The organism is Nocardia sp. NPDC051030 (assembly GCF_040683015.1).
Taxonomy (GTDB): domain Bacteria; phylum Actinomycetota; class Actinomycetes; order Mycobacteriales; family Mycobacteriaceae; genus Nocardia.
On record NZ_JBFBCD010000007.1, the window covers coordinates 204,953 to 221,836 of the forward strand.

General features: G+C 64.7%; 24 protein-coding genes. 13 read left to right on the forward strand and 11 right to left on the reverse strand.

Translation table 11 applies throughout. The features are described from left to right. Window positions 1-13 precede the first annotated feature (13 nt). From AB0N05_RS24545 to AB0N05_RS24560, 4 genes are read left to right on the forward strand one after another with little or no spacing between them, the layout of a single operon-like run. Window positions 14-1,597, forward strand: a complete 1,584-nt coding sequence (locus tag AB0N05_RS24545; protein WP_364698173.1) for an acyl-CoA carboxylase subunit beta — start codon at window positions 14-16, stop codon at window positions 1,595-1,597. Window positions 1,598-1,613: 16 nt separating this feature from the next. Beyond that, window positions 1,614-1,787 carry a hypothetical protein gene (locus AB0N05_RS24550; protein WP_364698174.1) on the forward strand — a complete coding sequence of 58 codons (174 nt, stop codon included), beginning with the start codon at window positions 1,614-1,616 and terminating at the stop codon, window positions 1,785-1,787. Between the two features lie 43 nt (window positions 1,788-1,830). Then, window positions 1,831-2,820: a TIGR03560 family F420-dependent LLM class oxidoreductase gene (locus AB0N05_RS24555; RefSeq protein WP_364698175.1), complete on the forward strand. Its 990-nt coding sequence runs from the start codon at window positions 1,831-1,833 to the stop codon at window positions 2,818-2,820. 5 nt (window positions 2,821-2,825) lie between these two features. Next, window positions 2,826-3,203, forward strand: coding sequence for a lipocalin-like domain-containing protein (locus tag AB0N05_RS24560; RefSeq protein ID WP_364698176.1), 378 nt, complete (start codon window positions 2,826-2,828; stop codon window positions 3,201-3,203). 7 nt (window positions 3,204-3,210) lie between these two features. Here AB0N05_RS24560 and AB0N05_RS24565 read toward each other — a convergent pair whose 3' ends face one another. Beyond that, entirely contained in the window at window positions 3,211-4,125 is a 915-nt protein-coding gene (locus tag AB0N05_RS24565) for a serine hydrolase (protein ID WP_364698177.1), read from the reverse strand. 78 nt (window positions 4,126-4,203) lie between these two features. Next, entirely contained in the window at window positions 4,204-4,845 is a 642-nt protein-coding gene (locus AB0N05_RS24570; protein WP_364698178.1) for a hypothetical protein, read from the reverse strand. A gap of 256 nt (window positions 4,846-5,101) precedes the next feature. On the opposite strand from AB0N05_RS24570, the gene AB0N05_RS24575 reads away from it, so the two are divergent. Both AB0N05_RS24575 and AB0N05_RS24580 read left to right on the forward strand, forming a co-directional pair. After that, window positions 5,102-5,296, forward strand: coding sequence for a hypothetical protein (locus tag AB0N05_RS24575; protein ID WP_364698179.1), 195 nt, complete (start codon window positions 5,102-5,104; stop codon window positions 5,294-5,296). A 1-nt stretch (window position 5,297) separates the two neighbouring features. After that, a complete protein-coding gene (locus AB0N05_RS24580) occupies window positions 5,298-6,089 on the forward strand; it encodes an SDR family NAD(P)-dependent oxidoreductase (protein ID WP_364698180.1) in 792 nt (263 codons plus the stop codon). Here the strand turns inward: AB0N05_RS24580 and AB0N05_RS24585 are convergent. Both AB0N05_RS24585 and AB0N05_RS24590 read right to left on the reverse strand, forming a co-directional pair. After that, window positions 6,077-6,481: a hypothetical protein gene (locus tag AB0N05_RS24585; protein ID WP_364698181.1), complete on the reverse strand. Its 405-nt coding sequence runs from the start codon at window positions 6,479-6,481 to the stop codon at window positions 6,077-6,079. The genes AB0N05_RS24580 and AB0N05_RS24585 overlap by 13 nt on opposite strands. A 151-nt stretch (window positions 6,482-6,632) precedes the next feature. Continuing rightward, entirely contained in the window at window positions 6,633-7,559 is a 927-nt protein-coding gene (locus AB0N05_RS24590) for a LysR family transcriptional regulator (RefSeq protein ID WP_364698182.1), read from the reverse strand. 111 nt (window positions 7,560-7,670) lie between these two features. Between AB0N05_RS24590 and fdxA the strand changes: the two genes are divergently transcribed. Then, on the forward strand, window positions 7,671-8,006 hold the full coding sequence (gene fdxA, locus AB0N05_RS24595) for a ferredoxin (protein ID WP_364698183.1): 336 nt from the start codon (window positions 7,671-7,673) through the stop codon (window positions 8,004-8,006). A gap of 125 nt (window positions 8,007-8,131) precedes the next feature. On the opposite strand, the gene AB0N05_RS24600 is transcribed toward fdxA, so the two are convergent. Both AB0N05_RS24600 and AB0N05_RS24605 read right to left on the reverse strand, forming a co-directional pair. Beyond that, window positions 8,132-8,338, reverse strand: coding sequence for a DUF397 domain-containing protein (locus AB0N05_RS24600; RefSeq protein WP_364698184.1), 207 nt, complete (start codon window positions 8,336-8,338; stop codon window positions 8,132-8,134). Next, window positions 8,328-9,230, reverse strand: coding sequence for a helix-turn-helix transcriptional regulator (locus AB0N05_RS24605; RefSeq protein ID WP_364698185.1), 903 nt, complete (start codon window positions 9,228-9,230; stop codon window positions 8,328-8,330). The genes AB0N05_RS24600 and AB0N05_RS24605 overlap by 11 nt, the downstream gene beginning before the upstream one ends. A gap of 157 nt (window positions 9,231-9,387) precedes the next feature. Here AB0N05_RS24605 and AB0N05_RS24610 point away from each other — a divergent pair, with 157 nt between their 5' ends. Both AB0N05_RS24610 and AB0N05_RS24615 read left to right on the forward strand, forming a co-directional pair. Beyond that, window positions 9,388-9,636, forward strand: a complete 249-nt coding sequence (locus AB0N05_RS24610; protein ID WP_364698186.1) for a hypothetical protein — start codon at window positions 9,388-9,390, stop codon at window positions 9,634-9,636. Window positions 9,637-9,648: 12 nt separating this feature from the next. After that, entirely contained in the window at window positions 9,649-9,987 is a 339-nt protein-coding gene (locus AB0N05_RS24615) for a hypothetical protein (RefSeq protein WP_364698187.1), read from the forward strand. Between the two features lie 251 nt (window positions 9,988-10,238). Here AB0N05_RS24615 and AB0N05_RS24620 read toward each other — a convergent pair whose 3' ends face one another. Both AB0N05_RS24620 and AB0N05_RS24625 read right to left on the reverse strand, forming a co-directional pair. Further along, window positions 10,239-10,433, reverse strand: coding sequence for a hypothetical protein (locus tag AB0N05_RS24620; RefSeq protein ID WP_364698188.1), 195 nt, complete (start codon window positions 10,431-10,433; stop codon window positions 10,239-10,241). Between the two features lie 203 nt (window positions 10,434-10,636). Further along, the gene (locus tag AB0N05_RS24625) at window positions 10,637-11,149 is read right to left on the reverse strand and encodes a nitroreductase/quinone reductase family protein (protein ID WP_364698189.1); all 513 of its coding nucleotides are present in this window, start codon (window positions 11,147-11,149) and stop codon (window positions 10,637-10,639) included. Window positions 11,150-11,424: 275 nt separating this feature from the next. On the opposite strand from AB0N05_RS24625, the gene AB0N05_RS24630 reads away from it, so the two are divergent. Beyond that, window positions 11,425-11,670 (forward strand): ankyrin repeat domain-containing protein, encoded by a 246-nt coding sequence (locus AB0N05_RS24630; protein WP_364698190.1) that lies wholly within the window; start codon window positions 11,425-11,427, stop codon window positions 11,668-11,670. A 50-nt stretch (window positions 11,671-11,720) separates the two neighbouring features. Here the strand turns inward: AB0N05_RS24630 and AB0N05_RS24635 are convergent, their stop codons facing one another. After that, complete coding sequence (locus AB0N05_RS24635; protein WP_364698191.1) at window positions 11,721-12,533, reverse strand: DNA-formamidopyrimidine glycosylase family protein; 813 nt, start codon at window positions 12,531-12,533, stop codon at window positions 11,721-11,723. 3 nt (window positions 12,534-12,536) lie between these two features. Then, window positions 12,537-13,007 carry a ribose-5-phosphate isomerase gene (locus AB0N05_RS24640; protein ID WP_364698192.1) on the reverse strand — a complete coding sequence of 157 codons (471 nt, stop codon included), beginning with the start codon at window positions 13,005-13,007 and terminating at the stop codon, window positions 12,537-12,539. Between the two features lie 400 nt (window positions 13,008-13,407). Here AB0N05_RS24640 and AB0N05_RS24645 point away from each other — a divergent pair, with 400 nt between their 5' ends. Next, window positions 13,408-14,298, forward strand: a complete 891-nt coding sequence (locus AB0N05_RS24645) for a M48 family metallopeptidase (RefSeq protein ID WP_364698401.1) — start codon at window positions 13,408-13,410, stop codon at window positions 14,296-14,298. Window positions 14,299-14,319: 21 nt separating this feature from the next. On the opposite strand, the gene AB0N05_RS24650 is transcribed toward AB0N05_RS24645, so the two are convergent. Beyond that, window positions 14,320-14,964, reverse strand: a complete 645-nt coding sequence (locus AB0N05_RS24650) for a DsbA family protein (RefSeq protein WP_364698193.1) — start codon at window positions 14,962-14,964, stop codon at window positions 14,320-14,322. 171 nt (window positions 14,965-15,135) lie between these two features. Here AB0N05_RS24650 and AB0N05_RS24655 point away from each other — a divergent pair, with 171 nt between their 5' ends. Further along, window positions 15,136-16,356: an FAD-dependent oxidoreductase gene (locus AB0N05_RS24655; protein WP_364698194.1), complete on the forward strand. Its 1,221-nt coding sequence runs from the start codon at window positions 15,136-15,138 to the stop codon at window positions 16,354-16,356. A gap of 114 nt (window positions 16,357-16,470) precedes the next feature. Then, the gene (locus AB0N05_RS24660) at window positions 16,471-16,872 is read left to right on the forward strand and encodes a YciI family protein (RefSeq protein ID WP_364698195.1); all 402 of its coding nucleotides are present in this window, start codon (window positions 16,471-16,473) and stop codon (window positions 16,870-16,872) included. Window positions 16,873-16,884 lie beyond the last annotated feature (12 nt).

Genomic DNA, 16,884 nt, shown 5'->3' on the forward strand with positions numbered 1-16,884 from the left:
GGAGAGAACGCGAATGACTCGGGAAATCACAAGTCTCGCAACCGATGTGGCAGATCCGGACCGCATCGCGGAACTGCGCGTGCTGAAGGAGTCGGTGTATTCCGGCGGCGATCCGGCCGCGACCGAACGCCAGCACGCCAAGGGCAAGCTGACCGTGCGCGAACGAATCGAACTGCTGCTGGATCCGGATTCGTTCGTCGAGATCGAGCCATTGCGGCGACACCGCGCGACGGGATTCGGCATGGCGGACCGCAAACCGTACACCGACGGCGTCGTCACCGGTTGGGGCACCGTGCACGGGCGCACGATATTCGTCTACGCCCACGACTTCCGCATGTTCGGCGGTGCGCTCGGCGAGGCGCACGCCGAGAAGATCCACAAGATCATGGATCTGGCGCTGGCGGCCGGAGCCCCACTGGTCTCGCTCAATGACGGTGCGGGAGCACGGATTCAGGAAGGCGTCACCGCATTGGCGGGCTACGGCGGGATCTTCCGGCGCAACACCGCCGCCTCCGGCGTCATACCGCAGATCAGTGTGATGCTCGGGCCCTGCGCGGGCGGGGCCGCCTACGCCCCGGCGCTCACGGACTTCGTCTTCATGGTCCGTGAGACCGCGCAGATGTTCATCACCGGTCCCGATGTGGTGGCCGCGGTGACCGGCGAGCGGATCAGCCAGAACGATCTCGGCGGCGCGGACGTGCACGCCGAGGTCTCCGGGGTGGCGCATTTCGTCTACGACGACGAGCAATCGTGCCTCGAGGACGTGCGGTATCTGCTGGCATTGCTGCCGCAGAACAATCGCGAGGAACCGCCCGCCGCCACCGCCACCGATCCGGCGGAACGCCGGTGCGAGGACCTGGCCACCATCGTCCCCGCGGACGGGAATCGGCCCTACGATATGCGGCTCGTGCTCGAGCAGCTGGCGGACGACGGGGAATACTTCGAGATCCACGCCGGATGGGCCACCAATATCATTGTGGCGCTTGCCCGTATGGACGGCGCACCGGTGGGGTTCGTCGCGAATCAACCCCGGGTGCTGGCGGGCGTGCTGGACATTCACGCCAGCGAGAAGGCCGCTCGCTTCGTGCAGATGTGCGATGCCTTCAATATCCCGCTCGTCACGCTGCTCGACGTCCCCGGCTTCCTGCCCGGCGTCGGCCAGGAGCACGGCGGCATCATCCGGCACGGCGCGAAACTGCTGTATGCCTACTGCAATGCCACCGTGCCACGCATCTCGGTGGTGTTGCGCAAGGCCTACGGCGGCGCGTACATCGTGATGGATTCCCGCAGTGTCGGAACCGATCTCGCACTGGCCTGGCCGACCAATGAGATCGCGGTCATGGGCGCGGAGGGCGCGGCGAATGTCATCTTCCGCAAGCAGATCGCCGCGGCCGAGGATCCCGAACGCGAGCGGGCCCGGCTGGTGCGCGCGTACCGCGAGGAACTCATGCATCCCTACTACGGCGCGGAACGCGGGCTCATCGATGACGTCATCGAGCCCGCCGACACCCGCGTGGCGCTGATCAGATCACTGAAGATGTTGCGCCACAAGCATATAGAGACGCCCGAGCGCAAGCACGGAAACCCTCCCCAGTAATAGCGAAGGAAACATCATGCCCGAGAACAGAGATTCGCTCTTCGCGATCGCCGACCCACTGAGCGACGACGCCCTGGCCGCCCTCACGGTGGCGCTGCTGCACGGCGGTTCCGGCACGCCGCCCGGCCCGGCCGCCGGGCGCATCCGCTCGCACGCTCCCCGCTACCGCAGCCCGGTCAGCTGGCGATAACGCATATCGATTCCCTCCCACTACGATTCGAGCTGGAATGGTCATGACATTTCGCCTGGGTTACCACATCCCCTTCTTCAACCACGACGTGCCGCCCGCCGAACTGTTCCCCCGGCTGGTCGCCCAGGCGCGGGCCGCGGAGGCAGCCGGATTCGATCTGCTCACCGTCATGGACCACCTGGTCCAGCCACCACTGGTCGGTGCGCCCGACGAGCCGATCCTGGAGGCCTACACCACCCTGGCCGCCCTGGCCGGAGCCACCGAGCGAATTCACCTGGCCACCATGGTCACCAGCAATACCTATCGGAATCCGGCGGTGCTGGCCAAGATCGTCACCACCCTCGACGTAATCAGTGGCGGCCGCGCGGCGCTGGGTCTGGGTGCGGGCTGGTTCGAACTCGAACATCAGATGTACGGCATCGAATTCGGCAGTGCGGCAGCGCGAATCGGCCGCCTCGCCGAGGCATTGGACATCATCGTGCCGATGCTGCGCGGTAAACGCCCCACCGCGCAAGGGACGTGGTATCGCGCCGAGTCCGCCGTCAACGAGCCGCGGATGCGCGATGATCTGCCGGTCTTGATCGGCGGTAGCGGTGAGCGGAAGACCTTCGCGCTGGCCGCATTACACGCCGATCACCTGAACATCCTGTGTGTACCCGACGAACTGCCTCGGAAGATGGCCGCCGTGCGAGCACGCTGCGCCGAGATCGGCCGCGACCCGGGCAGCCTGCCGGTCAGCTTCGCGGCGCCGATGATCATCGATGCGGATGGCGACGAGGCCCGCCGCAGATTGCGGGAGTTCATGCTGAAGTCCGGCACAGATATCGACGAGTTGACCGACGCGGAACGCGCGGCGGCCACCGGCAGATTCTTCGTCGGCAGTCCCGGCGAGATCTCCGCACGCCTGCGGGCCGAGGTGCTGGAGCACGGAATCACCGGTCTGGCAGTAAATCTCGTCGCGGACGGCGACGACCCACGGACCATCGAACTGGCGGGCCGCACTCTCGCTCCGCTGATGGGAAGGCTCGGGTGACAACCATGGACCACGACCTCGTCGGCGTCTGGCAGCTGGTCGAATTCGGTGCGGCGGCCGACAATGGCCGCGGCATCGACGGTCCCCTCGGCCCCGATCCGAGCGGGTTCCTGATCTACACACCCGACGGCCACGTCACGGTCAGCATGATGCGCACCCGGCCCGGCCCGGGTCCGTCGTATATGGGCTACGCGGGACGCTGGGATGTCCGGGACGGGCGGCTCACCCATCACATCGTGGTCGCCTCCCGCGCCGATTGGGTCGGCACCGCACAGGAGCGGCACGCGCGGCTCGACGGCGACGAACTCCACGTGTCGGCCGAGCCGCCCGGCCGAGGATCGGAGCGGGCAGTGCGATGGCGGCGCGTGCGCACCGAAGTCTGATGCGGCGCTATCCGATCGGCAGTGCGCTGAAGATCGGGGCGTAGGCCCAGTTCACCATGCGCTCGGCGTCATCCTTGGCGGCGGCGCCGCTGCCGGGTGAGCTGTGCAGGACCACACCGATCAATGGGATTCCCGCCCTGACGGTTTCGAACAGCAGGCACGCTCCCGCGGCGTCGGTGGATCCGGTTTTGATGCCGATGGTGCCCGGATAGTGGCGCAGCAGCATATTCGTGGTCTGCCAGTGGTGTGCGCGATTGCCCGGACCGGCGGGCAGGTGATAGCTCTCCGACCCGGCGACCTCACGGAACACCGGCAGGACCATCGCCCGCAGGCCCAGGGCCACCAGGTCCGCGGGTGTGGAGTAGGTGGAGTCGTCGGCGGGGACGGGCAGTCCACTGGGGTCGGCGAAATACGTTCCCGCCAGGCCCATTTGACGTGCGGTCTCGTTCATCTTGTCGAGAAAGCCTTCCTGGCCGGGACCGTAGGCCTCGGCGAGGGTGTAGGCGGCGTCGCAGCCCGACGGCAGCATGAGCGCGTACAGGAGCTGGTGCGTGGTGAGCACTTCCCCGGCGGCCAGGCCCGCCGTGCTTCCGTCATTCCTGACGCAGTAGGCGATGCTCTCCGGCGGCACGGTAATGGCCCGGTCGAGGTCACCGGCGCCGATCGCGACCAGTGCCGTCATCACCTTCGCGATGCTGGCGATCGGAAATTGGGTGTCCGCCTCTCGCGACCACAACATGGTGCCGGTGATTCCGTCCGCCAATGCCGCCCCCGGGGCGTGCACTCCATCGGGTTCGGAATTCAGCCAGGGCAAGGGAATAGGAGGGGCGCCCGCGGCAGGTGCGGCCGGGACGCCATGGCAGACTGCCACGACCAATGCCCCGGCAACGGCAGTCTGCAATATTCGAGCAAATGTCCGCATGGCGACATTCTGCCTTCAGGCAGTGCCGATCAGCGGTATTGAATCGAGCGAATTACGGCGTTTCCCTACCCGGATAAATCACGACGTCCAGTACGACGAGAGATTCTGATACGTGCCGTGATTGGCGATCTTGTCATCGAACTTCACCGCATTGCCATTCACGGTGTCGATCACGACGAGTCGATCCCGTTTGAAGAGCCGGTAATCCGTGCCGACATCCCGCCAGGTGGTCGCGTCGATACACCGCGCGAAGGCGGCCGGAAGGTTGGCGTACGTGCCATGATCGGCGATAAGACCGTCGTAGGTGATCCGGTTGCCATGAGTCGTATCGATGACGACCAGCCAATCCCCCTTGAAGAGCCGATAGTCGGTAGCACTCAGCCACGAGGTGGCGTCGATCCCCCGCTTGAAGCTCTCCGGAATATTGGCATAGGTCCCATGATCGGCGATGAGCCCGTCGTAGATGACCTTATTGCCCTGGCTCGTATCGATCGAGATGACCCGATCCCCCCGGAAGAGCCGATAGTCACCAGGAACGCCACGCCACGTCGTAGCGTCGATACTTCGTTTGAAATTGGCGGGGATATTGGCATAAGTCCCATGATCCCCAATCTTCCCTTCGTAACTGATCTTATTCCCATTGGTCGTGTCGATCACTGCTAGCTGGTCGCCCTTGAACAGCCGGTAGTCCCGAGGTCCGAGCCACGAGGTCGCGTCCATCCGAACATTCCTTACCTAGAAACAGATCTCGCTTACCCATCCGACTATAGAAGCCCCCGTCCTCCGAATATCCATTTTCAAATGAAATTAACCCGACTGGTCGCATTCCCCATGATCACGGAAGCTGTTGCGGCACAACAGGAAATTGAAAATTGCCTTCGGATCACACCGCCTGCCCGTCAGGGAACATTTGTACAAGATCGGCACTCCCGGCGCGCGACAGAGTGGGGGTATGCGAATTCACGATCCTCTCGCCGTGGCGAAGACTCTCTCTCCGTTCGACTTCCAGGTGCTCGCGCCGTTCAACGACGGGGCGTTCTGCATGTATTACGGCGACCGGCTCGACGCCTCGAGCTGGGAGCTGCACCCCGACACCGACGAACTGCTGATGGTCCTGGCAGGCAGCGTCACCGTGATCGTCACCCCGGCCATCCCCGACCGGAGCATGTGACATGGATGTTCGGGGCGCACGCATCTTGCTGACCGGGGCTACCGGCGGCATCGGACGAACGATTGCGACGGAGCTGGCAGCCCGGGGCGGCGAACTGGTACTCACCGGACGCCGCACCGATCTGCTCGAGGACCTCGCCGAAGAGGTGAGTGGCCGGGCCATCCCCGCGGACCTGACCGACCGGGATGCGATCGACAAACTGCTGCGGGACGCGGGCGAAATCGATGTGCTGGTTGCCAATGCCGCGCTACCGGCGGGTGGAACGCTGACCGACTTCTCGATGGAGGAGCTGGACCGCGCGCTCGACGTCAACCTCCGCGCACCCATCGTGATGGCACGCCTCACCGCCGAGTCCATGACCGCGCGCAGACGCGGCCACCTGGTCTTCCTCTCCTCCCTAGCCGGAAAAACAGCCACCGCACAGGAATCCCTCTACAGCGCAACCAAGTTCGGCCTCCGAGGTTTCGCTCTCGCACTTCGAGAAGACCTGCGCCACCACAATGTCGGCGTCTCAACCCTGTTCCCCGGCTACATCCGAGACGCGGGCATGGTCACCGACGCCGGAGTCACGCTCCCCCGAGGCGTCGGCACCCGATCTCCACACGACGTAGCCCGCGCGGTCATTCGAGCCATCGAGAAAAACCGCGCCGAACTGGATGTAGCCCCACCAACCCTGCGCCTCATCGCCTTACTGGGCGGCATAGCCCCCACCCTGACCGCCGCCCTCCAACGAGGTGTCGGCGCCGAAACCATCGCCCGCCAGCTCGCCGAAGGCCAACGCTACAAAAACTGATCCCCACCGCGAGGGTTCTCGTCGATCGCCTGCGCCCGCGGGAAGAAGTGAGGGATGGTGGCGAGCAGGGCCGCGAGCGAGATGGCGATGAACAAGACCTGGTGAACATGGTCCTTACCCGGTGGCAGATCGCCGATCAGGTGTGCGAGCCAGAACGCGGGATAGAACCACAGCGCCCACCAGGCCCAACGTTGCCGGAGGCGGAAACCGAAGAGCGTGATCAGCAGCCCGAAAAAGCCCATCCCGACACTGGCAACCGCGTCGGCCTGCCAAAGCCCGTCATCGCCGGACATATGCGTCACCAGAGTCACTACACCGAAGACGATGATCGCGACACCGATCAGCGCCGAACCAATCCAGGCCGCTTGAAATACCTTCGGTCGATTTCCCACGCTCCCATCGTGCGACGATCGCCCACCTGGGCGTATCCATATCGCCGAACGATCTCCCGGAACCGATCTGTTGTGTGACGCAGCTACCGCGGCTGACAGGTCGGGCAGGTCGGGCACCAAAACAGGTTTCGAGCGTCCGCACGGTGCCGCTCTACCGTTTCCGCATGCGGCCCGATTCGATACGGGCGGCGAGTTCGACCAAGTCGGCGGCCGGGCCGGTGGGAGGTGTTCGGCGATGCCAGATGGCACGGAATTTTCTGGTGAGAGTAAGAGAGCCGGAGAGGGGGACCTCGCGAAGGGTGGTGGCGCGTAGTTCGTGTGCCACGATCAGGCGGCTGACTACCGCGGGCGCCGCGCCGCTGCGGACAGTAGCGAGAATCGCTGCGGCCGAGCCGAGTTCGGCTGCCGGTGGGGCCGGGGTGCGGTGTATTTCGAGCGCCTCCCAGACCGTTTCGCGGGTACCGGAGCCCTTCTCCCGCCACAACAGTGGGGTGTCGGCCAGTTCGCGGGGGGTCAGCGCATTACGTCGGGCCCAAGGGTGCGTCGGTGCGACGACCACCACAAGCTCGTCGGCGGCGAGGATGCGACTGCCCAAACCTGTTGGCGGGTGCGGTCCTTCGACGAAACCGAGCACAGCCTCACGATCACGTACCGCTGCGGTCACCTGTTGCGAGTTCGCCACGTCCAGTACCACCGCCAGTTCCGGGTGGATCTTGCGTAGCGCCGTGAGCCAATGCGGAATGCGATGGTCGGCAATGGTTGTCGAGGCCACGACACGCAAGCTCGGTCGCGCGGCGCTGTGCAGGGCCGCGATACCGTCCGCCAGTTCCAGCGCTGCCGACAGCACCGGGCGGCCGAGGTCGACCACGGTTTGCCCGGCATCGGTCAAGACCGACCCGGTCCGCCCACGATCCAGCAATCGCAGATTCAACCTCCGCTCCAATGCGGTAATCCGCATGCTGGCGGCGGGCTGGCTGATGGCGTGTCGCCGCGCGGCCGCACCGAGACTGCCCAGCTCTGCCACCGAGGCGAGCAGATCGAGCACTTCCAGGTCGGGTGTCCTCGAGGGCAGAACCATAAGAACACCTTATGACGTTGTCACCATCGTGCCGCTACCATCTCCCGCGCGCGACCAGCAGGATCATGAATATCCGCACGTCGCGGAGTGAAAACCGCAGAGGAGCGCACAGTGACGTTCGTAATAGGCGCCGCCTGCATCGATGTCCTGGATAAAGCCTGCATCGAGGAATGCCCGATGGACTGCATCTTCATAGGCAATCGAATGGCCTACATCCAGCCCGACGAATGCATCGACTGCGGTGGCTGCGAACCAGCCTGCCCGGTCGACGCGATCCACTACGAGGAGGATATGCCCGCGGGCCAAGAGCAGTTCATCATCGAGAACGCCCGCTTCTTCAACGAGCCGCTGCCAGGTCGCACAATCCCACTCGGACATCCAGGCGGCGCAACCGGCGTCGGCGCACTCGGCGTAGATACGGTCTACGTGCGGAATTACCAGCCGTGACACACTCGCGGTAGTGCTTCAGGCTCGAAACCTGGTCTGGTGCCGCATATGTCAGCCCTGCTGGCCCCAAAGAAGCGCCCCACAGCAGGGGGAGCTTCTTCAATGTTCTGAAGCCGATCATGCACTCAGGGGCGGTTGAATTCCCCGGCATTGATACCGGCGGTGAAGGCGTCCCACTCACCCGGCGTGAAGATCAGCGCCGGGCCGGTGGGGTGCTTCGAGTCGCGGACGCCGACCTTGCCCTCGCCGAGGAACGCGACCTCCACGCATTCCTGCCCCCCTGAGCTGTGGCTGGACTTGAACCATGCGACTCGGTTCGGGTCAATGCCCACTGTCGTGCTCCCTTGCTATCTCACGAATCAGATCTCGGCTCGGGCGAGCGTCCAAGCTTGCTGCCTGTATGGCTGTGAACGCGTCTCGGTAGATCGACACCTCTGCCTTTCGCTCAAAGTACATTGCGCCAACCAGGCTTTCGGCGAAGACGACCGTCGGTTCGACCTTCTTCCGACCGCTTCTGCCGAAGTGGAAGATGACAAAAGGTGTGAGGGGCATACCTACGGGAACCCCTGCCCGGAAAGGCAACACTCGTACTTCGACGTTCTCTCGCGTGCTGACATCCGTGACGTGCCGCAGCTGAGTAGCCGTCACACGCGGTGTGCCCACGACGGTTCGAAGGGCGCTCTCGTGCAACACAATACGTGCCTCGGCCGGCCGCCTCTGACGCAAGATCACGCTCTGCCGCTGTTTCCGGACCTCGATCCGGCGGTCGATCTCCGCTTCCGTTTCGAGGGGGAAGTACGTTCGGTCCAGCGCGCGGGCATAGTCGGCGGTCTGCAATAGACCAGGAATGATGAATGGCTGGTAGAAGATCAAGGCCCTTGCACCGGCCTCCAGCCCGACAAACGTATTGAAGTTGGCCGGGATCAGATCGGCATAGGCATGCCACCAAGATGTCGTGGGTTCCTGCTCGGCAAGAGCCTTTGCTACTGCGACACCCTCAGTGTCCAGACCGAGAGCTTCGCACAGCGCCAAAACCTCACGCACCCTGATCCTTTCGGTCAGTCCGCGTTCCAGCCTGCTCAGCGTCGACTTGTTCCACTCCATCAGCGCGGCAGCTTGTTCGAGGGTGAACCCTGCCCCTTCGCGGACTTCCCGAAGAAACCGCCCGAGTTGCCTGCGCGGCAAGGTGCCGCCTGTCTCCATCGGATCTTGGATGTCGGTCACGCCGCTCGATTCCCTGTTGCATGACACTGGGTACGTTCCTTGCGCGCTGCAAGAATTATATTCCTTGCAGCGCAACACGTCCTGGGCTTTCGCGCCATTTTCCCGGAATCGAGATTCCCGCACACTTCGATCACCGAACCCGCGCATTCTCGGTCCCATGTACTCGACTACCCGACTCGACCAGGCACAAGTCGCGGTGCTGGCGTCGCTCGCACCCGGCGGGGTCCTCTCTGTGGAGTGCCTCGCGAGAACAGCAGAACTGACCATGTGGCGCACTCGCAATGCGGTGTCGAAGCTGCGCTCGCGCGGGCTGATCGTGGGGCGGCAGCGCGGTGGGCGCGGCACATGGGAAATCACCGATCGCGGCCGACGTACCCTCTCGACACGCGGCCGTTACTACCGATAAGTGGACCGGAATATGTTGCATACAACCGAGATTGGCGATGTGTCGGCTACCTGGCGCATTGTCGGGGATCGGATCGCGATGGAGTCATTGACCGATCGCGCCTCCCATCGGGCCGCCTATGGAGTGCTGACCGATGGGGCGATTGTCGATGCTCCCGCAGGGACACCAGGGACCGTGCATTTCGGGCAGAACGACACCCGCCCCGATCTGGTCCAGGTGCGCGACTGGTTCCCGAAACACGTTGCCTTATGGGACGCGGTGAGATCCCAGTATTGGGACGCGGTCTTGCCGCTGGACCACCCGCGATTCAGGGGACTCAACGAACTTGCCACCATGCTGTACCACCGCTGAAGGGTTGTCATCCATGCTGGTTCAGCTTTTTGTCGTCGCACTCTCCTGCGTCGGCGTCGTAGCGGTCGCACAGTGGGGAATCTCCGAGGATCGGCCGCACCCGCGGCCTACCCCGGAGGAGCTGTTGCTCGTCGCGAACGGCGTTCCGCTACACCGTATTCCGATCCGGAATCTGCATCGCATCCATGGGAGGCACCGCGCCTCGTGACGTTGCCGACGACGGCCTGGTCAGCTCGACTGTCAGATCTTGATTACTTATCGGTCGTGACGGGGGTGGCAGCCGGGGGCAACCGTCGACCTAGGATCTTCTCTGCTTCGCGGCGACGCTCCTCGGCCTGAGCCGGCGTCGGCTTCTTGCGGACGAGATACATCGTTTCCTGTGTCAGCGCACTCATTGTTCGCCTCCCATAACGATTGAACCCGAAGTCATCGTCCACATCCGTCACACCCGGATTGTGAGACATCGCCTGCCCCGCAGAACAATCGAACCCGGTGAGCCAACCGTCGACTCGGTCGAGTCTCACAAGTACACATTCGTCCAGGTCCCTACGATATTGCCGCCGTGCCGATCAGCGGCATCCTGGTGCTGCCGCGCGGCCCGGTGCGCACCGTTGTCGACATACCACGGCCGAAAGGTCCCCGGGAGCCCTCAGCTCTCGCCGTCAAGGGTCAGCACGACCAGTGGAATCGGCCGGTCGACCTTGGACTGAAAGTCCGCCAGCAGCGGATTGTTGGCAAGCGTCCAGGCCGCGAACTCGTCGTAGTCCTCGGCTTCGAGCACCTTGCCGGTCGCCCGGTAGGTCTTGTCCCGGAGCTCGATGGTGACCTGCGGATTCGCCTTGATGTTGTACCACCAGGCCGGGTACTTGTCCTCGATGAACGAGCTCACGTACATGATGCCGTCCCGATACAGGGGACCCAGCGGGGTCGTGCGCGGCTTGCCGCTCTTGGCTCCGGTCGTGGTGAGCAGGATGAGGTCCCCACCCGCATAAGCACCGCCCACCGCACCCGAGTTCTCCCGAAACTCCTTGATCACATCATCGTTCCAGTCGGCAATGCCGCCCTCCTGGTCCCACGCCTGGTTCCACGGCGCGTTCGGATCGTTGTAGTCGGTGATGTCGGACTGATCCGGTTGTCCCGCAGTCGATTCGGTTTCGCTCATGATTCGAGTATGTCGGGGAGATAGGACAGTTACGGTCCTAGTTCAACGTGAGATCTCGAGGTATTTCGCAAGCCAACGCACTGTCATGACGAAGAGCGTGTCTGCGACCGTGACAGAGCAGGTCAGGCGATAGGTTCTGGACTTCAGGAGGACGCGATCGAGCGATTGGGGTGTGACCATTGGACCTAACGGACGACGAGATACGGGAAATACAATCGAAGTACCAGGACCTCATCAACTACGAGGATGATGACCCACTCGCTCCGATTGACCCGATGACCTACATCGACACCAACGAAGACGGGCTATTGCATATCGCCGCCGGTAGGGGCGATCTGGAGACCATTCGTCTGATGCTCGGTGCCGGGGCGAACGTCAACCAACTGGGCGACATGGGTATGACCCCTCTGCATTACGCATACGCGGCGCTTCGAAAGATGACGAGCGTTGTCGACTTCTTGATCGCGAACGGGGCTTCCCTCGAGATTCGAAACGAGTTCGGCCGCCTTCCGGCCGACTGACGGTAGATAGTGAACACTCTATTGCCGCTGATCTTGCAACCATCGCCGATTCACGTGTGCTGACAGGTGGAGCACCAGAAGAGGTTTCGGCCTTCCATCACCGCATGATGAATGGTGGTTCCGCACAGGCGGCAGGGCTCGCCGACGCGGCGATAGACGTAGGTGCGCGGGCGGTCGGCGGCGTAGGACGGGGCACCGTGATCGTGTTCCGGGCGGACGACGTGCATCAGGCCGCGGCGGACACCGACTTTCATCAGATCCACGATGTCGGTCCACATGGCATCCCATTCGGTGCGGGACAACGACTTTCCGGGGCGGCGCGGCGAGATGCCGTGACGGAACAAGACTTCCGCTCGGTAGACGTTGCCTACTCCCGCGAGGACCTTCTGGTCCATGAGCAGGGCGCCGATGGGGCGCTGGGAGCGGGTGATTCGGTGCCAGGCCAAGTCGGGGTCGGCGTCGCGGCGTAGGGGGTCGGGGCCTAGGCGGTCGGTTAGGGCGGTGACCTCAGGTTCGAGGAGGATTTCGCAGGCGGCGGGGCCTCGGAGGTCGGTGCCGAAGAGGTCGCCGGAGCGGCCGCCGCCGATCAGGCGCATGCGGACTTGGCCTACGGGTTCGCCCAAGGGGAAAGGGGATTCGGTGAAGGTGCCGTAGAGGCCTAGGTGGATGTGGACTATCAGGCCTGAGTCGTAGTGGTGGAGTAGGTGTTTGCCCCAGGCTTCGGCGCGGGTGAGGGTGCGGCCGTCCAGGCGGGCGGCCTCGGCGGCGAAGCGGCCCTGGGGGCTGGAGACGCGGACCTGACCGCCGGCGAAGCGTTTGTGGTGCAGCTTCGCCAGGCGGTGCAGCGTATGGCCTTCGGGCACAGGTCAGTTCGGGAGGGCGGGGGCGAGGCCGGTCTTCTCGTACTCGGCGAGGATGTCGATGCGGCGCTGGTGGCGCGGCTCCTCCGACCACGGGGTGGCGATGAAGGCGTCCACGATGGCGAGAGCTTCCTCGGTGGAGTGCATGCGGCCGCCGATACCGGCGAGCTGGGCGTTGTTGTGCTGGCGGGCGAGTTGAGCGGTCTCCACGCTCCAGGTCAGGGCGCAGCGCGCGCCCTCGACCTTGTTGGCGGCGATCTGCTCGCCATTGCCGGAGCCACCGAAGACCAGGCCCAGGCTGCCCGGGTCGGCGACGGTGCGGCGGGCGGCCTCGATGCAGAAGGCCGGGTAGTCGTCGAGGGCGTCGTATTCCAGGGCACCACAGTCGGTGACCTCGTGGCCCTGGCCCTCCAGGTGAGCCTTGACAATGTTCTTCAGTTCGAAGCCGGCATGGTCGGCACCCAGGTATACGCGCATGGCGGAGATTCTGTCAGGCCGCCAACCCGCCGCGCGCCGGGGGATGCCCGCGCATTAACGCGGTCTGATCGAAAACGCGAATAACTAGTGCGCTCGGACTCCGAGTTCACGACGACTGAATAGAGTGCACGCCATGACGTCGGACGATCAATCGCCACCGCCGGACGCCAACCGGGGGCAGAACACATGGGACCAACCGGCGCAGCCGCCCACGGGGAGCTATCCGGCAGCGAGCCAACCCGGGCAGCCGCCCACCGGTAGCCATCCCGCCTGGAATCCCGCGACCGGGATGGCCGGATGGAATCCGCAGTTGGGAGCGCCGGGATGGGCTGTGCAGCAGCCGTATTCGCCGCCGCAGATTCCGCCGCATCAGTCCACTCGCGGATTGTCGCCGTTCGGTATGCCCGCGCGGCACAGCTGGGAGATCCCGCTGCTGGTGATCGTCGTCGTATTGACGGTGTTCGCCTATCTTTTCGCGATTCTGATGCTGCTGACCGGCAATATCGACCAGTACGTGCTGCTGTTCGCGTTCGCGCCGCTACTGCTGTGGATCGGCCGAGGCATGAACTTCGCGACCCAGCGGATCAATGGCGTGAAGATGTCGCCCACCCAGTTCCCCGAGGGCTATCGGATGGTGCAGGAGGCGGCCGGGCGCTTCGGCATGAAGAAGGTCCCCGACGCGTATGTGGTCCTCGGCAATGGGCAGATCAATGCCTTCGCCTCCGGGCACGGATTCCGGCGGTACGTGGTCGTCTACAGCGACCTGTTCGAAGTCGGCGGCGCGGCACGCAATCCCGACGCGTTGGCCTTCATCATCGGCCATGAGGTCGGCCATATCGCCGCCGGGCACACCTCGTATTGGCGGCAGGTCGGCATGTTCCTGGTGTCGTTCCTGCCGATTCTGGGCAGTTCGCTGATTCGCGCGCAGGAGTACACGGCCGATAATCACGGCTTCTGCAATCGGCATGTCGGCGCGCCCGGCGCCATGCAGACCCTCGCGGGCGGTAAGTACCTCAACCCGCTGGTCGGATTCGACGAGATGGCGGACCGCGCCGCGCAGGAGAAGGGTTTCTTCGTCTGGGTGGTCAATGCGATGGCCAGCCATCCGGTACTGACCTGGCGCATGTGGGCGCTGCGCGATCGCAGTCGGCACGGCAAATTGTTCCTGCGGCCGAAGCAGAAGCCGATGCATTCGCCGACGGCCTTCCAGCAGCCCTACCCGCCGTACCCGCCACAGGGCGGATACGGCGAGACAGCACCCTTGTTCTACTCGGGCGGACCCACCAGCTGACGAGTCGCCGAGGGCGCGGTCTCAGTCGAAGACCGGGTCCTCGGTCCGCGTGCGCTTGATCTCGAAGAAGTGCGGGTAGGACGCGAGCGCGACCGCGCCGTCCCACACCTTGCCCGCGACCTCCCCGCGCGGAATGCGCGAGAGCACCGGCCCGAAGAAGGCGACATCATTGATGTGGATGGTCGGCGTGCCGACATCCGGGCCGACCTTGTCCATCCCGGCGTGATGCGAAACCCGCAGCGCCTCGTCGTACTCGGTGCTGGTGGCGGCGGCCGCCAGCTCGGCGGGCAGGCCCACCTCGGCGAGGGATTCCTCGATCACCACGGCCAGCATGTTCTCGCGCGGGCCGTCCTGCTCGTAGTCGGCGCGGCGATTGTGCAGGCGGGTGCCCATGGCCGCGTACAGCGCCGGAAGAACCTTCGCACCGTGCTGCTGTTCGGCGGCAATGGCGACCCGGACCGGGCCCCAGCCACTCTTGAGCAGTTCTTCGTACTGCGGGGGCAGCCCTTCCCGGCCCTCATTGAGGACGGACAGGCTCATCACGTGGAAGTTGACGTCGATATCGCGGACCTGCTCGACCTCGAGGATCCAGCGGGAGGTGATCCAGCACCACGGGCACAGCGGATCGAACCAGAAGTCGACCTTGTCCTTCTTGGTCTCACTCACAGGAGAGTTCCTTTCGCACATCAAAGGCGGTCGACTCGCGACCGTACTCCATGCGCAACAACCGGGGTTCTTGCCGATATTTCCGCTCCGGTGCCCCGGCCGAGGGTTAGGGTCGGGTATTCGGCCTCATAGTCGGCAGCCGCGCCCTTCGCGGCGCAGGGAGGTTTCGGCATGACCACGGCATCCAGGTTCATTATCGCGGGCGGAGGGCTGGCGGCGGCCAAGCTCGCGGAGGCTTTGCGGGCCAATGATTTCGACGGCACGGTCCATTTGGTCAGCGCGGAGGAGCGGCTGCCCTATGAGCGGCCACCGCTGTCGAAGGAGTGCCTGCTGGGCAAGAAGACGCCCGCGGACTGCATCGTCGATCCGGCGCAGTGGTATCGCGATCACCATATCGAGGTGCTGCTCGGCACCACCGTTTCCGGCATCGACCGGGCGTCGAAAACCATTGCGCTGCCCGACGGTACGACCCTGCCCTACGACAAACTGGCCCTGGCCACCGGATCTCGCCCCCGCAGGCTGCCGGTACCCGGTGCGGACGCCGCCGGGGTATACACGCTGCGCTATGCCGAGGACACCGAGGCGCTGCTCGAAATGTTCCGCACCGCAAGGCGACTGGTGGTGATCGGCGCGGGCTGGATCGGCCTCGAGGTGACCGCCGCGGCCCGCACCGCCGGGCTGGAGGTGACGGTGCTGGAGACGCTGCCGACGCCCTTGCAGACCGCCCTCGGCCCCGAGATGGGCGAGGTGTTCGCCGAGCTGCATCGCGAGCACGGAGTAGATCTGCGCACCGGGACCAAGGTCGCGGAGATCACCGTCGCGGACGGGCGCGCCACCGGCGTGCGATTGGCCGACGACACCCTCATCGAGGCGGACGCGGTGCTGGTGGCGGTGGGTGCGCGACCCAATATCGAACTCGCCGTGGATGCCGGGCTGGCCACCGAGGACGGCGTGCTGGTGGACGAGAGCCTGGCCACCAGCGATCCGGATATCGTCGCCGTCGGGGATATCGCCGATCAGCAGCATCCGGTGCTGGGGCGGCGAATTCGGGTGGAGCACTGGGCGAATGCGCTGAATCAGCCCGCGGTGGCGGCGGCCACCATGCTCGGCAAACCCGCTGTTTTCGACCGGCTGCCGTACTTCTTCACCGATCAGTACGACCTGGGCATGGAATACACGGGGTATGTGGCGGCCAAGCAGGCCGCACGGGTCGTGGTGCGCGGGGATACCGGCAAGCGGGAATTCGTGGCGTTCTGGTTGGACTCTGGCAATCGGGTGCTGGCCGGGATGAACGTCAATGTGTGGGATGTGACGGATCGGATCAAGGAGCTGATTCTGAGCGGTGAACCGGTCGATGCGGTCGGGCTGGCCGACCCGGGCACGCCGCTGTGACCGGCATCGCGCGATAGCGATCCGAAACTACGTCGAAACCGCGGGCCTGGCTCCGACCAATGCACGAGCGCACCGCACCCGAGCGGTGCACCCGCGACCAGAAGGGCCGGACTCATGAAATACATGCTGATCAAGACCTACGCACCCGCCGCCTACTGCGATACCCCGATCACCGAGTGGAGTCCCGAGGAAATCCAGGCGCACATCGACTTCCAGCGCGTCCTCGGCGAGGAACTCGCCAAGGCCGGTGAACTGGTCGACGCCCAGGGCCTGGCCGGGCCGGGCGAGGCGCGCATCGTCCTGTCGGACGGCCGCTCCGCACCGGTCGTCACCGATGGACCGTTCCCCGAGACCAAGGAATTCCTGGCGGGCTATTGGATCGTCGATGTGGAGACGCCGGAACGCGCGTACGAGATCGCCGCCCAGGCCTCGGCCGCACCCGGTCCGGGTGGTAAGCCGATCGGCGAATACATCGAGGTGCGGCCGGTCATGAGCGCACCGGCCAGCGACCAGTAGCGCCGCCGATTC